The organism is Isoptericola sp. NPDC055881, from assembly GCF_053615895.1.
Genome location: NZ_JBSHCR010000091.1, coordinates 1 through 13,397, shown reverse-complemented (window position 1 = coordinate 13,397; position 13,397 = coordinate 1). Strand labels below are relative to the sequence as shown.

Below are 13,397 nucleotides of genomic sequence, written 5' to 3'. Positions count from 1 at the left end.
GGCGTCTGGCCCCGTTCGGGGGTCCGGACAGGGCCAGACGCCCGCTCACAGCTCCGGGGAGGTGGTCAGCCGTTGACCTTGGCGTACGCCGCCGAGTACTCCTCGATGATCTGGTCGAGCCCCTGGCTGCGGAGGCCCTCGATCACGGCGTCGTAGTCGGACATCTCGATCTGCCCGGTGATGTACTGGTTGTACGCGTCGTTGACCTGCTGCTCGATCGTCGACCACTGCCGGTCGAACGTGTCCGAGGACAGCGACTGCGCCGGGTTGATGACGACGTGGTCCTCGTTCTCGGCCATCAGCTCGTTCGCCTCGTCGACGTACGGCGAGGTGCTCTTGTACGTCACGACCTTCTCCGACGGGCGCGACGACGAGAACGGCTGCACCTCCTGCTCCCAGGCGGTCTCGTCCGTGATCGTGACGACGCCGTCGCCGTCGATCTTGTAGTGGGTGCCCTCGACGCCGTTGGTCATGAGGGCGAACGCGTCCTCGTCCATGAGCTTGTCGACGAAGGTGAGGACCTTCTTCAGCTCGGCCTCGGACTTCACCTCGGTCTTCGGGAAGGCGAGCCACCCGCCCATGCCGCCGCCGGTGTCGGTGAGGATCCGGTGCTCGACGTCGGCCGTGCGCATGTCGTTGATCAGGGCCCACTTCATGGGCGTCTTCGGGTCGGCGCTCTCGGCGAGGGCCTGGTAGTTCTTCGCCTCGAACAGGCCGGTGACGACGATGCCGCCCTTGCCCTGCGCGATCGCGTCCTGCTGGTTCGTCTTCTGCACGGTGACGAACTCCTGGTTGACGGCGCCTTCCTCGTACACGCCGCGGTACCACTCCATCGCCTGCTTGAAGGCGTCGGTCGTGAACGCGGGCACGACCTGGCCGTCGTCGGTGACCTCGAACTTGTCGCCGGCGCCGAAGTACCCGGTCAGCGACCGGAACCCGACGAGGAAGCTCTCCTCGCGGTCGATGAAGCCGGTGGTGTCCTTCTTGCCGTCGCCGTCCGGGTCGTCGTTGGTGAACGCCTCGGCGACCTTGGTGAGGTCCTCGATGGTGTGCGGCACCTCGAGGCCCAGGTTGTCCAGCCAGTCCTGGCGGACCAGCACGCCGTAGCGTGCCTTGATCTTCTGGAACGGCACGCCGTAGAGCTTGCCGTCGAGCTTCGCCGCCTCGAGCGTCTCGGGGTCGATCTTCGACAGGTTCGGGTAGTCGGCGAGGTACTTGTCGACGTCCCAGAACTGGCCGGAGGCGAGCGCCTGGCGCACCTGCGTGCTGTCCGTGACCGTGAGGGACACGATGTCGGCGAGCTTTCCGGAGGCGAGCGCCGAGTTGATCTTCTCCTCCTTGGAGGCGTCCGGGACCCACTGCATGTCGAACTTCTGGCCGGTGTACTCCTCCAGCGCCGACTCGATGACGCCGTCCTTCTCCGGCGTGGTCGGCGTGTGGAGCATCGCCATCCAGCTGATGGGTCCGTCGTCGGCCTCGGCCTCCTGGCCGGAACCGCCGTTGCCGCAGGCGGCGAGGGCGAGCGCGGCCACTGCCGCCGTCGCCGCGCCCCGCACGAGCATGCCTCTCCTCATGGTGTGACTCCTTCGTCTCATGCCACCTGCTCCGTCGCAGGTGCGTGGATGGAACTGCGGTCGGACGCGGCGGTACCCGGCTGGTCCGGGCCCTGCGTCAGGGGAAGGAAGACGATGCGGGTGACGACGCCGACGGCGCAGGCCGGGATCCCCACCCCGAACAGGACGAGCAGCGGCGACGCGAACTGCCACAGCAGCCACCCGGTCAGCCCGACGGCGGTGGTGCCGAGGATCGTCCAGTGCAGCGACCCGAAGCCGATCAGCAGGGCGCTGGCGAGCTGGCTTCCCACGGACGCGGCGTCGGTCGCGACCATCACCGGGTAGACGTAGGCGGCCGCGACGGCGAGCACCACGAGGGCGACGACGTTCAGCGCCTGCACGGTCCAGCTGGGGGCGCGGAACACGTTGGTGACGATGACCGCGCCGGCGCCCATCAGGACCCAGCTGACGATCATGGCGCGCCACGGCTGCTCCCGGACGCCGTCGACGAACGTGCGCGTGACGGGCGGGGTCCTGCCGTGCCGGAACCAGCCGTCGACGTACCGTGCGAGCGCGTAGGACGCGGGGCCGGCGCCGAACAGCCCGAGCCCGAGGACGGTCGTCGCGACCCAGAGCAGGTTGAGGTAGGCGAACCGGTAGGCGCCGGTCAGGAACGTGTTGATCCGGACGAAGCCCTCGAAGGAGAACATCAGTAGACGCCTTCTTCGCCGAACCGCTTCGCGAGCCGGTTCGCCATGACCACGAGGATCAGGCCGACGAGGCCCTTGAAGAGCCCGACGGCGGCCGCGTAGCTGAGCTGACCGTTCTCGATACCCGTGGTGTACACGTAGGTGTCGAAGATCTCGCCGACCGAGCGGTTCAGGGAGTTCATCACCAGGAACATGTGCTCGAAGCCGAGCTCCAGGAAGTCGCCGATGGCGAGGATGAACATCACGATGATCGTCGGGCGGATCGCCGGGAGCGTGATGTGCCAGGTCTGGCGCATCCGGCCTGCACCGTCCAGCTCGGCGGCCTCGTAGAGCTGCGTGTCGACCGCCGTCATCGCCGCCAGGTAGACGATCGTTCCCCAGCCGGCGCCCTTCCAGATCTCCTGCCCGACGTACAGCGGCCGCAGCCAGTCCGGGTCGGTGAGGAACGGGACCGGCTGGCCGCCCCACTCGACGATGAGGTTGTTCACCGCCCCGCCGTCCGTGGAGAGCAGCACGTAGAAGATCGACGCGACGATCACCCACGACATGAAGTGCGGCAGGTAGATGACCGTCTGGACGCTGCGCTGGAAGACCTTGGTGCGCACCTCGTTGAGAAGCAGCGCCAGGATGATCGGCACCGGGAACGAGAACACCAGGAGCAGGAGCGAGATCACCACGGTGTTGCGCAGCAGCATCAGGAACGTGTCCTCGGTGAAGAAGCGCACGAAGTGCTCGAACCCCACCCACGGGCTGCCGCCGATCCCGAGGAACGGCATGTAGTCCTGGAAGGCGATCACGAGCCCGCCCATGGGCGCGTACTTGAACACCAGGAAGTACAGGATCCCGGGCACGGCCATGAGGTAGAGGGCCTTGTGCTTCCACAGCGCCGACGCCCGCTTGCGGCGCGGGCCCGGCGGCGCGGAGGCGCGCACCGGCGCAGGATCCGGCGTCGCCGTCTTCGCGGCGGTGACGGCGCTCATCGCACCGTCCGCCCGTCGTTCGTCACAACCACCATCGGCGTGCCCTTCTGCTCATCGTCGAGCTGGTCGCGTTCCGTGGTGGAACGCGCCGGTAACCGGTTTCTCGGACGGTACCGGACGGGTACGGGGATCGGCAAGCGCCTTCCAACGATTGGCGACGAGATCGTGATCGACCGGCCTCCAGCAGCGCACCTGCGCGCCGCTCGGAGGCCCTCCCGCGAGGGAGCACGAGACCCCGCGAGGTAGCAGCAGGCCCCGCGAGGTAGCACCACCCACCGCGAGGTAGCACCGGGCCCTGCGAGGTAGCACCGGGCCCCGCGAGGTAGCACCACACACCGCGAGGTAGCACCAGGCCCCGCGAGGTAGCACCACACACCGCGAGGTAGTCCGACGGCGAGGCCACGCGGACCAAGCAGCAACTACCTCGGCGCGACCCCCACTACCTCGGCGCGACCCGAACTACCTCGCGAGGGTTGGTGCTACCTCGCGGGGGTTGGTGCTACCTCGGTGGGGTGGGCACTACCTCGCGGGGTGGGTGCGGGTGCGGGCGTAGGTGCGGACGCGGTGACGCAGGGCGCCCGGGCCGGACGACGTCGCCCAGGTGCCGTCGGAGACGAGGGTCCAGGTGGCGTCGACGACGGGCGCGAAGGCGTCGCCCTCGACACCGAGGTCGACCTCGGTGACGACGAGCCGGTCGGCGACCGGCAGCGTGGCGGCGTAGATCTCGCCCCCGCCCATCACCCAGACCTCGTCCCCGCCGGGAGCGGCGACCGCGAGCGCCAGGGCGGCGTCGATCGTGGGCGCGGCCAGGGCGCCGTCGTCCGACCAGCCGGGCTGCCGCGTCACGACGACGTTGGTGCGGCCGGGCAGCGGGCGGCGCGGCAGCGACTCCCAGGTGCGACGGCCCATGACCACCGGATGCCCGGCGGTGGTCGCCTTGAAGTGCGCGAAGTCCTCGGGCACGCGCCACGGGATGTCACCGGAGGCGCCGATGACGGGCCGGCCTGCGCCGTCGCGCGCCTGGGCCCAGATCAGTCCGATCACGACGGCGTCAGACGGCGACCGGGGCCTTGATGCCCGGGTGGTGCTGGTAGTCGTGCACCTCGATGTCCTCGAACGTGTAGTCGAAGATCGAGTCGCGCGGCGCGAGGCTCAGCGTGGGGTAGGGGTACGGGTCGCGGGCGAGCTGGGTGCGCACCTGCTCGGTGTGGTTGTCGTAGACGTGGCAGTCGCCGCCCGTCCAGACGAACTCGCCCACCTCGAGCCCGGTCTGCGCGGCGACCATGTGCGTCAGCAGCGCGTACGACGCGATGTTGAACGGCACCCCGAGGAACAGGTCCGCGGAGCGCTGGTAGAGCTGGCAGCTCAGCTTCCCGTCGGCCACGTAGAACTGGAACAGCAGGTGGCAGGGCGGCAGCGCCATGTCGGCGAGCTCGGCCACGTTCCACGCGCTGACGATGAGGCGGCGGGAGTCCGGGTTGACCTTGATCTGGTCGATGACGCCCGCGATCTGGTCCACGTGCTGCCCGTCCGGGGTCGGCCACGAGCGCCACTGCACGCCGTACACCGGGCCCAGCTCGCCCTCGGGCGACGCCCACTCGTCCCAGATCGTCACGCCGTGCTCCTGCAGCCAGCGCACGTTGGAGTCGCCGCGCAGGAACCACAGCAGCTCGTACGCCACGGACTTCAGGTGCACGCGCTTGGTGGTGATCAGCGGGAAGCCCTGCTGCAGGTCGTACCGCAGCTGCCGGCCGAACACGCTGCGCGTGCCCGTCCCGGTCCGGTCCTCCTTGTGCGTGCCGTGCTCCAGCACGTCGCGCAGGAGGTCCTCGTACGGGGTGGGGATCGCGGCCATGCGGAAACCCTACGACCCCGGAGCGGTCCGGCCCGTTTAGCGCGGCAGTTCCGGGTCAGGTCGGCAGTTCGAGCTGCCGACGTGATACCGAACTGCCGCGCGGACGTCGGGCGTCTCCGACGTCACACCTCGGGGCTGTCACGTCCCGCCCCGCTGCGCGGTCGAGGTGGTGAGAGCGCCCGACGGGCGCAGCACAGGAGGCAGTGATGCGACGCATCGTGATCGTCGGTGGCGGCTACGCAGGTTTCACGGCGGCCCGGGAGCTGGAGAAGGGGCTGCGACGCGAGCTGCGCCGCGGCGACGTCGGGCTGACGCTGGTCGACCCGCGCCCGTACATGACGTACCAGCCCTTCCTGCCGGAGGTGGTGGCGGGCTCGGTCGAGGCCCGGCACGCGGCGGTCGCGCACCGCAGCCACCTGCGCCGCACGCGGCTCGTCGACGGGTCGGTCGCGCGGATCGACCACGCGGCCCACGAGGTCCTCGTGCGCCCGGCCACGGGCGACCCGTACCGCCTGCCCTACGACACGGTCGTGGTGACGGCAGGCGCCGTGACCCGGGTGTTCCCCGTGCCCGGCGTGGCCGAGCACGCCATCGGGATGAAGCACGTCGAGGAGGCCGTCGCGGTCCGTGACCGGCTGCTCACGTCGTTCGACCGGGCGGCGAGCCTGCCCCGGGGCCCGGAGCGTGCCCGGCTCCTCACCGTGACGTTCGTCGGCGGCGGGTTCTCGGGGGTCGAGGCGTTCGCCGAGCTGCTGTCGCTGGCGCACGACCTGCTCCCCCGCTACCCGGAGCTCGACGCCACGGAGCTCCGCTTCCATCTCGTGGAGCGCAGCGGGCGGATCCTGCCGGAGGTGACCGAGCGCCCGGGCCGGTGGGTCGTGGAGCAGCTCGAGCGGCGGGGCGCCCACGTGCACCTCGGCACCGCGCTGGAGTCGGCGACGGGCGGCATCGTCACCCTCTCGTCGGGCGAGTCGTTCGCCTCCGGCCTGCTGGTGTGGACGGCGGGCAACGCCGCGAACCCCGTGGTCGCGACGCACACCGACCTCCCCGTCGACGCCCGCGGGTACGTCGTCGTGCGGCCGGACCTGCGGGTCGGCACGGACGACGCGCCCGTGCCGGACGCCTGGGCCGCGGGCGACGGCGCGGCGGTACCGGACCTCGCGGTGCCGCGCCCGGGGGCGCTCGCCGTCCCGAACGCGCAGCACGCGGTGCGGCAGGGGCGGCGCCTGGCGCGCAACCTCGTCGCGTCGCTCCGCGGTCGGCCCACCCGGCCCTACGTGCACGGCAGCCTGGGCGTGATCGCGACGCTCGGCCTGGGTGCGGGGATCTTCCAGTACCGCCGGGTCGTGGTGCGCGGCCGCCTCGCCTGGCTGATGCACCGCGGGTACCACGTGCTCGCCATCCCCACCTGGGAGCGCAAGGTCCGGGTCCTCGCGGTCTGGCTCACCGCCGGCCTGTTCGGGCGCGACGTCGTCTCGCTCTCGGCGGTGCAGACACCGCGCGCAGCGTTCACCGCCGCGACCACCCCGCGCGACGACGTGCGCCTCCCCGTCGCCTGACCGGACGCCGCCGCGGGCTAGCCCGCGGCGGCGTAGTGCGTCAGCTTGTCCGGGTTGACCTGCACGTACACGTGCTCGACCCGGCCCCCGACGACGTCGAGCGCCACGAGCGCGAACGGCGCGCCGTCCCGGTCGACGACGAGCGCGGGCAGGCCGTTGGCCTCGACGGCGCGCACCTGCCCGGCGTTCCAGTACTTGCGCCACACGTTGTCGAAGAAGAGGGACACGCGCTCGAGCCCGACCAGCTCGACCCGCGCGGCGTGCACCCGGCCCCCGCCGTCGGGGCGGGCGACGACGTCGTCCGCGAGGTAGCGCTCGAACCGGGCGAGGTCGCCCTCGTGCGCGGCGGCGACGAACTCGTCGAGCAGGCGACGGTGCTCGCCAGGGTCCACGGGCACGGCCTCACGCGTGCCGAGCCGCTCGCGGGCCCGGCGGGCGAGCTGGCGGGCGTTCGCCTCGGAGAGGTCGAGGATCTCGGCCACCCGGCGGTGGGGGTACCCGAACGCCTCCCGCAGGACGTAGACGGCGCGTTCGAGCGGCGTGAGGCGTTCCATGAGGAGCAGCGTGGCCAGCTCGAGCGCCTCGGCGCGCTCGGCACCCAGCGCCGGGTCGTCGGAGGTGTCGACGGGCTCGGGCAGCCACGGCCCGACGTACGTCTCGCGCCGCGCGCGGGCCGACGTCGCCGCGTTGACCGCCAGCCGGGTCGTGACCGTGGTGAGGAACGCTGCCGGGTTGCGCACCGCGTCACGGTCGGTGCCCTGCCAGCGGACCCACGCCTCCTGCACCACGTCCTCGGCCTCCGCCACGCTGCCGAGCATGCGGTAGGCGATGCCGAACAGCTGCGGGCGGACGGCGAGGAACGCGTCGAGCGCCCCGGCCCCCTCGGTCTCGTCGAGGGTGCCGGGGCGCTCGGGCGCGGTGGGGCGCGACGTCATGCGGTCACGCTACGCCCGGCCCGACCCGCGCGGGAGGGGTGCGGCACCGGTCATTCGGCCGGTCGGGCCGCGGCGAAGTCCGCCCAGGTCACGGCCCCGATCCGGGCCTCGCCCTGCGGCACGATCGAGTCCTCCACGAGCACCGCGCCGAAGTACGGCGCGGCCGGGTCGGCCACCACCTCGCGGTCGTCGCCGCCGGCGGCCAGCACCCCGCGGATGAACTCGTCGAAGCGCACCCGCTGCGGCCCGGCGACGTCGACCGTGCCACCGCCCGGCTCCGCCGCGGCCGCCTCGGCGACGAACCGTGCCACGTCCGCCGAGGCGACGGGCTGGAACGCCACCGGCGGGAGGCGCACGGCCCCGTCGACCGTCGCGCCGTCCGCGATGCGCGACCCGAACTCGAAGAACTGCGTGGCCCGCACGACCGACCACGGGACGCCGCCGCCGTGCACCAGCTCCTCCTGCGCCACCTTGGCGCGCAGGTAGCCCGAGGCCGGGTTCCGGTCGGCGCCGACGATCGACAGCACCACGTGGTGCCGCACGCCGGCCCTGCGCTCGGCGTCGAGCAGCGTGCGCGTCGACGTCGTGAAGAAGCGCAGCACGTCCTCGTCGGCGAACGACGGCGAGTTCGACACGTCCACGACGACGTCCGCGCCGGCGAGCGCCGCGTCGACGCCCTTGCCGGTCACGGTGTCGACGCCGGTGCTCGGCGCGGCCGCGACGGCCTCGTGCCCCGCCCCGGTGAGGTGTGCGATGACCTGCTTCCCGATGAGACCTGTCCCACCGACGACCACGATCCTCATGCGTCTGTCCTCTCTGCGGTGCGCGGCCCGGTGGCCGCCCGACACCCTCTCGACCGGGCGCGCGGGCGGTCCGTGACACCGGCGGCGCCGACGTGACCCAGATCACGTCGCGCCGGCCTCCTGGAATCGGCGGGCACCTGCGCACGTTCTCCTCGCGACACCCGGACGTGCATCGACCTGCAGTGGGAGGATCGCCTCATGACGGACCAGAGCACCACGCCCGACATCGCCGCCGACGACGCGGCCCCCGTGACCCCGTCGCCCACCGACCCGCTGTGGGTGGAGCGCACCGGCACCCGGACGTACCGCGGCTTCTCGGCCCGGGGTGCGACGGTCGAGGTCGGACCGGTCGAGGCGGGCGCCGTGTTCACGCCCGGCGAGCTCCTGAAGATCGCCCTCGCGGCGTGCGCGGGCATGAGCAGCGACACGAAGTTCGCCCGCGTGCTCGGCGACGCGTACGAGGCCGTGATCCGCGTCGAGGACGCCAAGGACATGGCGGAGGACCGCTACCCGGTGCTGACGGAGCGCTTCGAGATCGACCTCTCGGGGCTCGACGAGGCCGCGCGGAACAAGACGCTGCTGCTGGCGCAGCGCTCGATCGACCGCGCCTGCACCGTGGGCCGCACCCTCAAGGCGGGCGCCCTGGTGCCCCCGGCCGTCTTCGAGCCGCCGGCGGACCACGCGGCGGAAGCGGCATCATGACCGGCACGGGCGGGGGCGTCGTCCCGCACGAGGAGCGCGGGGGCGACGTCGTCGAGCCCGGCGACGAGGCGTCGCGCCGCGAGGAGTGGGCCCAGTACCGGTCGACGCCGGTGCTCGACGCACTCCTCGACAAGGCGGTGACCATCCCGTCCGCGGCGATCCACAAGCACGTCGACCGGCTGCGCGCGCGCAACCCGGAGGCGGACCCGGCCGGGGTCGTGCGCATCCTGGAGAAGGAGTACCTCGCCCTCCTGGCCACCGCGGGCGGCGCCGTCGGCGCGGCGGCGGCCGCCCCGACCGTGGGCACGGCCGCGGCGACGGCCCTCACCACGGGCGACGTCGCCACCTTCTTCGCGTCCTCCGCGGCGTTCGCGCTGGCCGTGGCCGACGTGCACGGCATCGAGATCGACGACGTGCCCCGCCGCCGCGCCCTGCTCCTGGCCACCGTGCTCGGCGACCGGGGCGCTCGCGACGTCGAGCGCGCGATCGGCGGCTCGACCGTCGCGTGGGGCAAGGTGCTGCTCACGTCCATGCCGCAGACGACGATCAAGCGGGTCAACCGCACCCTCGCCCGCCAGTTCCTCAGGCGGCAGGTGGCCAAGCAGGGTTCGCTCGCGCTCGGCCGGCTGCTGCCGTTCGGCGTCGGGGTCGTCGTAGGCGTCGCAGGTGGCCGCGCGCTCGGGCACGGCGTGGTCGGGCAGTCACGGCGCGCGTTCGGTCCTCCGCCCGACCACTTCCCGCGTGTCGTGGAGGCGGCGCTCCCGCCCGGGGCCGAGGTCCCCGGGCTGCGCGCGGTCGAGGGGTCCGGCCGCCGCACGTCGCCGAGCCGGTGGCTGCCGCACCGACGACGCAAGAACGACGCCTCGTGACGGGCCGGGTCCACCGCGTCGAGGTGGCGCGCGTCGTGCCGGTCGAGGCGTCGGTCGCCTACGCCTGGGTGGCCGACCTGCGCACGCACCCCCGCTGGATCGTCGCCACGCGGCTCGACGGCCCCGCCGGGGCCGGCCCGGAGATCGGCGACCGGTACACGATGGCCAGCGGTCCCGGCGTGCGCCGCGACCCGGGCTCCGGCCTCGGCCGCCTGGTCGTCCTGGACCGCATGATCGTGGAGCAGCTCGACCGTCCGTCGACGTCCGCGGCGCGCGTGGGCCGCACGCGGATGCGCAAGCTCGGCCCGGTCCTGCTCGGCACCGCCGGGTTCGACGTCGTGCCGATGGACGAGCAGCGGTGCCGCGTCGTGTGGTGGGAGGAGGCGTACCTCGCCGGCCCCTTCCCCCGCGCGGTCATCGACCCGCTGGTCGGCCTGGCCCTGCGCGGCTTCATGCAGCTCTCGCTGGCTCGGCTCGGCCGGGTCCTCGGGCGCACGCCGGGCCGGGGCGACTGACCTCGCCCCGCCCGGCCTGACCCGGACGGGACCGGACTGGCCTGTGGAACGCCCTGCCGCCCGCCCGCGGTCGGCCGGTACAGTCCGTGGGGTGAGCACCGAGCCGTCCTCCGCGCCGTCCTCCGCGCCGTCGTCCACCACCTCGCCCACCCCGGCCCCTGAGCACGCACACGGGCGGACCAGCGAGGCGACCGCCAGGCTCGACGACCTGCGTCGTGCGTACGCGGACCTGCAGGCGCGCGGCCTGAAGCTCGACCTCACGCGCGGCAAGCCGTCGGCCGAGCAGCTCGACCTCGCCGAACCGCTGCTGGACCTGCCCGGCGCAGGGCACCACACGGCCGAGGGCGGCGCGGACACCCGCAACTACGGCGGGCTCGCCGGCCTCCCCGAGCTGCGCCGCATCTTCGCCGAGCTGCTCGGCGTGCCGACGGACCAGCTCCTCGCCCAGGGGAACGCGTCGCTCACCCTGATGTACGACACCGTGGTGCAGGCCCTGCTGTTCGGCGTGCCCGGGTCGGAGCGACCGTGGTCGCGCGAGGAGCAGATCACCTTCGTGTGCCCGGTGCCGGGCTACGACCGGCACTTCGCGATCTGCGAGGAGCTGGGGATCCGCATGGTCACCGTGCCCATGACCCCCGACGGGCCGGACGCCGAGGCGGTGGCGGCCCTGGTCGCCGACGACCCCACCGTCAAGGGCCTGTGGGCGGTGCCGACCTATGCGAACCCGGACGGCTCCGTCGTCTCCGAGGCGGTCGCCCGGCGCCTGGTGTCGATGCCGACCGCGGCGCCCGACTTCCGCATCTTCTGGGACAACGCGTACGCCGTCCACCACCTCACGGAGCACGAGGCGAAGTCGGCGAACGCGATCGACCTCGCCGCCGAGGCCGGCAACCCGGACCGCGTCCTCATGTACGCGTCGACGTCGAAGATCACCTTCGCCGGCTCCGGGGTCGCGTTCTTCGCGTCCTCGCCCGCCAACGTCGCGTGGTTCACCCGGCACCTCGGCATCCGCTCCATCGGCCCCGACAAGGTCAACCACCTGCGGCACGCGATGTTCTTCGGCGACGCCGAGGGCGTGCGGGCCCACATGCGCAAGCACCGCGAGATCCTCGCGCCGAAGTTCCGTGCCGTCGTCGACATCCTCGACGAGCGCCTGGGCGACTCGGGCGTCGCGACCTGGACGCGGCCCGACGGCGGGTACTTCGTGTCGGTCGACGTCGTCCCGGGCACCGCGTCGCGCGTCGTGCAGCTCGCGAAGGAGGCGGGCATCGCCCTGACCCCCGCTGGCGCGACGTTCCCGTACGGCCGCGACCCGCAGGACCGGAACATCCGGCTCGCGCCGTCGATGCCGCCGCTGGACGAGGTGCGCGTCGCGATGGACGGCGTGGCGACCTGCGTGCTGCTCGCTGCCGCGGAGGCTGCCGCAGCCGCCTGACCTGTGTGGCGAGCGCCACCTCGGGGGCGGGGCTCACAGGATCTTCGCGGTTCCTCACGGACGGGGTCACGACGAGCCGCTGCGACGTGCACACGCCCGGCCTAGGCTGCTGGGGACGCCCGCGGCAGACGCCGGAGCCCGCGGCGCGCGGCCCTGGAGCCGGCGGGTGCGGCGGGTGTCGACCGACGCCCCCGACCCTGGACCCGACACTTCGTGACCTCCTCCCCCCGCACCCCCGCCCCGAGCGCTCCTGCCGACGAGCCGCGCGCCGAGGCGCCCAAGGCCCGGCTGTCGCTCACGCAGGTCGCGGCGAGCGCGCTGGCCGCGGTGAGCGCCACGGTCCTCATGTCGTTCTTCGGTGTCGCCGGGACGATCATCGGCGCCGGCCTCGCGAGCGTCGTCACCGTCATCGGCAACTTCCTCTACACGCGGTCGATCGAGAAGACGCACGAGCAGCTCAAGCCCGTCGTCACGCAGCTCGCGTCCAAGTCCCGGCGGACCACCGAGACCGCGCACGGCACCGTCGTGACCGTGGCAGACACCGCCGTCGCGACGTCGGGCGAGACGGCCGCGACCGCGGCGCTGGCCGTGGGCCCTCCCGGCGACACCGACGACGACCCGTTCGACGACGCCGTCCCGGGGGAGGACACCCCGGGCGACGAGGCCGCCGACGCACCGGACGACGCACCGGACGACGAGGAGCCGCGCAACGCGTGGCTGCGCTTCGTCGAGAAGCACGGCACCAAGAAGGTGCTCGCGGTCTCCGCGGCGGCGCTGTTCGTCGTCGTCATGGGCGTGGTGCTGGTGATCGAGCTCGCGATCGGCAAGCCGCTCTCCGACGCGGTCCGCGGCCAGGAGGGCTCGGGCACGAGCATCAGCCGCACCACCACCGACTCCGGGGGCTCCACCCCCGAGCCGACGCCGAGCAGCCCCGCCGAGGACCCGGCGAACGTGCCCGACGACGACCAGGGCACCGGCGGCTCGACGACGGGCACGACCGACGAGCCCACCACCGACGGCTCCACGGACGCGCCGACCGACGAGCCCTCGACCAACCCCAGCGACGGCACCGACTCCGGCACCGACCCCACGACGGGCGGCGGCACCGACGACGGGACCGACACCGGCACGGACGGCACCGACGGGGGTTCGGACTCCGGCGGGTCGACCGGCGGCGGCACCACCGGCGGCGGGACCGACACCGGGGACGGGACCGACACCGGCAGCGGAGCGGACACGGGCACCGGCTCAGGCACGTCCGACGCCGAACCCGGCACCGGCACGGGCACCGGCTCGTCGTCGGGCGGCACGTCGTCGGGCGGCTCCGCCCAGGACGGCGCGAGCACGCCGACCCCGACGCCCGCCTCCTGACCCGCCCGCCGCCGACAGCCGAACAGGCGGTTGTGCACGCGGCGGGCGTGCCAGGCGGGGCCCACCCGGGGCTAAAAAAAAAAAACAACCCCCCAAACCCCCCAACAAAA

Annotated in this window: 13 protein-coding genes; 6 read left to right on the top strand and 7 right to left on the bottom strand. The window is 73.0% G+C overall.

Going from position 1 to position 13,397, the window contains the following annotated elements:
* Positions 1-65 precede the first annotated feature (65 nt).
* From ACWGKI_RS19040 to ACWGKI_RS19020, 5 genes are all read right to left on the bottom strand, one after another.
* Complete coding sequence (locus ACWGKI_RS19040) at positions 66-1,574, bottom strand: extracellular solute-binding protein (RefSeq protein ID WP_452189121.1); 1,509 nt, start codon at positions 1,572-1,574, stop codon at positions 66-68.
* Positions 1,575-1,591: 17 nt separating this feature from the next.
* A complete protein-coding gene (locus ACWGKI_RS19035) occupies positions 1,592-2,263 on the bottom strand; it encodes a YesL family protein (protein ID WP_452189119.1) in 672 nt (223 codons plus the stop codon).
* Positions 2,263-3,243, bottom strand: a complete 981-nt coding sequence (locus ACWGKI_RS19030) for an ABC transporter permease (RefSeq protein WP_452189117.1) — start codon at positions 3,241-3,243, stop codon at positions 2,263-2,265. The genes ACWGKI_RS19035 and ACWGKI_RS19030 overlap by 1 nt, the downstream gene beginning before the upstream one ends.
* Before the next feature lie 519 nt (positions 3,244-3,762).
* On the bottom strand, positions 3,763-4,287 hold the full coding sequence (locus ACWGKI_RS19025) for a dihydrofolate reductase (RefSeq protein ID WP_452189116.1): 525 nt from the start codon (positions 4,285-4,287) through the stop codon (positions 3,763-3,765).
* A gap of 7 nt (positions 4,288-4,294) precedes the next feature.
* Positions 4,295-5,098, bottom strand: coding sequence for a thymidylate synthase (locus ACWGKI_RS19020; protein ID WP_452189114.1), 804 nt, complete (start codon positions 5,096-5,098; stop codon positions 4,295-4,297).
* A gap of 206 nt (positions 5,099-5,304) precedes the next feature.
* Here ACWGKI_RS19020 and ACWGKI_RS19015 point away from each other — a divergent pair, with 206 nt between their 5' ends.
* Positions 5,305-6,657, top strand: a complete 1,353-nt coding sequence (locus ACWGKI_RS19015; protein ID WP_452189112.1) for an NAD(P)/FAD-dependent oxidoreductase — start codon at positions 5,305-5,307, stop codon at positions 6,655-6,657.
* A gap of 17 nt (positions 6,658-6,674) precedes the next feature.
* Here ACWGKI_RS19015 and ACWGKI_RS19010 read toward each other — a convergent pair whose 3' ends face one another.
* The gene (locus ACWGKI_RS19010; protein ID WP_452189110.1) at positions 6,675-7,592 is read right to left on the bottom strand and encodes an RNA polymerase sigma-70 factor; all 918 of its coding nucleotides are present in this window, start codon (positions 7,590-7,592) and stop codon (positions 6,675-6,677) included.
* Between the two features lie 50 nt (positions 7,593-7,642).
* The gene (locus tag ACWGKI_RS19005) at positions 7,643-8,395 is read right to left on the bottom strand and encodes an SDR family oxidoreductase (protein WP_452189108.1); all 753 of its coding nucleotides are present in this window, start codon (positions 8,393-8,395) and stop codon (positions 7,643-7,645) included.
* Positions 8,396-8,593: 198 nt separating this feature from the next.
* On the opposite strand from ACWGKI_RS19005, the gene ACWGKI_RS19000 reads away from it, so the two are divergent.
* From ACWGKI_RS19000 to ACWGKI_RS18980, 5 genes are all read left to right on the top strand, one after another.
* Positions 8,594-9,097: an OsmC family protein gene (locus tag ACWGKI_RS19000; protein ID WP_380244413.1), complete on the top strand. Its 504-nt coding sequence runs from the start codon at positions 8,594-8,596 to the stop codon at positions 9,095-9,097.
* Positions 9,094-9,966 carry a hypothetical protein gene (locus ACWGKI_RS18995; protein ID WP_452189106.1) on the top strand — a complete coding sequence of 291 codons (873 nt, stop codon included), beginning with the start codon at positions 9,094-9,096 and terminating at the stop codon, positions 9,964-9,966. Before ACWGKI_RS19000 ends, ACWGKI_RS18995 begins: the two co-directional genes overlap by 4 nt.
* A complete protein-coding gene (locus ACWGKI_RS18990; RefSeq protein WP_452189104.1) occupies positions 9,963-10,481 on the top strand; it encodes an SRPBCC family protein in 519 nt (172 codons plus the stop codon). Before ACWGKI_RS18995 ends, ACWGKI_RS18990 begins: the two co-directional genes overlap by 4 nt.
* Before the next feature lie 91 nt (positions 10,482-10,572).
* Positions 10,573-11,916, top strand: coding sequence for an aminotransferase (locus ACWGKI_RS18985; RefSeq protein ID WP_452189102.1), 1,344 nt, complete (start codon positions 10,573-10,575; stop codon positions 11,914-11,916).
* A 213-nt stretch (positions 11,917-12,129) separates the two neighbouring features.
* Positions 12,130-13,287, top strand: coding sequence for a hypothetical protein (locus ACWGKI_RS18980; RefSeq protein WP_452189100.1), 1,158 nt, complete (start codon positions 12,130-12,132; stop codon positions 13,285-13,287).
* Positions 13,288-13,397: the final 110 nt, after the last annotated feature.

Excerpts from the sequence above, each read along its gene's own strand:
- ACWGKI_RS19040 (WP_452189121.1), bottom strand. The coding sequence starts at position 1,574 with ATGAGGAGAGGCATGCTCGTGCGGGGCGCGGCGACGGCGGCAGTGGCC.
- ACWGKI_RS19015 (WP_452189112.1), top strand. The coding sequence starts at position 5,305 with ATGCGACGCATCGTGATCGTCGGTGGCGGCTACGCAGGTTTCACGGCG.
- ACWGKI_RS19035 (WP_452189119.1), bottom strand. The coding sequence starts at position 2,263 with ATGTTCTCCTTCGAGGGCTTCGTCCGGATCAACACGTTCCTGACCGGC.
- ACWGKI_RS19030 (WP_452189117.1), bottom strand. The coding sequence starts at position 3,243 with ATGAGCGCCGTCACCGCCGCGAAGACGGCGACGCCGGATCCTGCGCCG.
- ACWGKI_RS19010 (WP_452189110.1), bottom strand. The coding sequence starts at position 7,592 with ATGACGTCGCGCCCCACCGCGCCCGAGCGCCCCGGCACCCTCGACGAG.
- ACWGKI_RS19000 (WP_380244413.1), top strand. The coding sequence starts at position 8,594 with ATGACGGACCAGAGCACCACGCCCGACATCGCCGCCGACGACGCGGCC.
- ACWGKI_RS19005 (WP_452189108.1), bottom strand. The coding sequence starts at position 8,395 with ATGAGGATCGTGGTCGTCGGTGGGACAGGTCTCATCGGGAAGCAGGTC.
- ACWGKI_RS19020 (WP_452189114.1), bottom strand. The coding sequence starts at position 5,098 with ATGGCCGCGATCCCCACCCCGTACGAGGACCTCCTGCGCGACGTGCTG.
- ACWGKI_RS18995 (WP_452189106.1), top strand. The coding sequence starts at position 9,094 with ATGACCGGCACGGGCGGGGGCGTCGTCCCGCACGAGGAGCGCGGGGGC.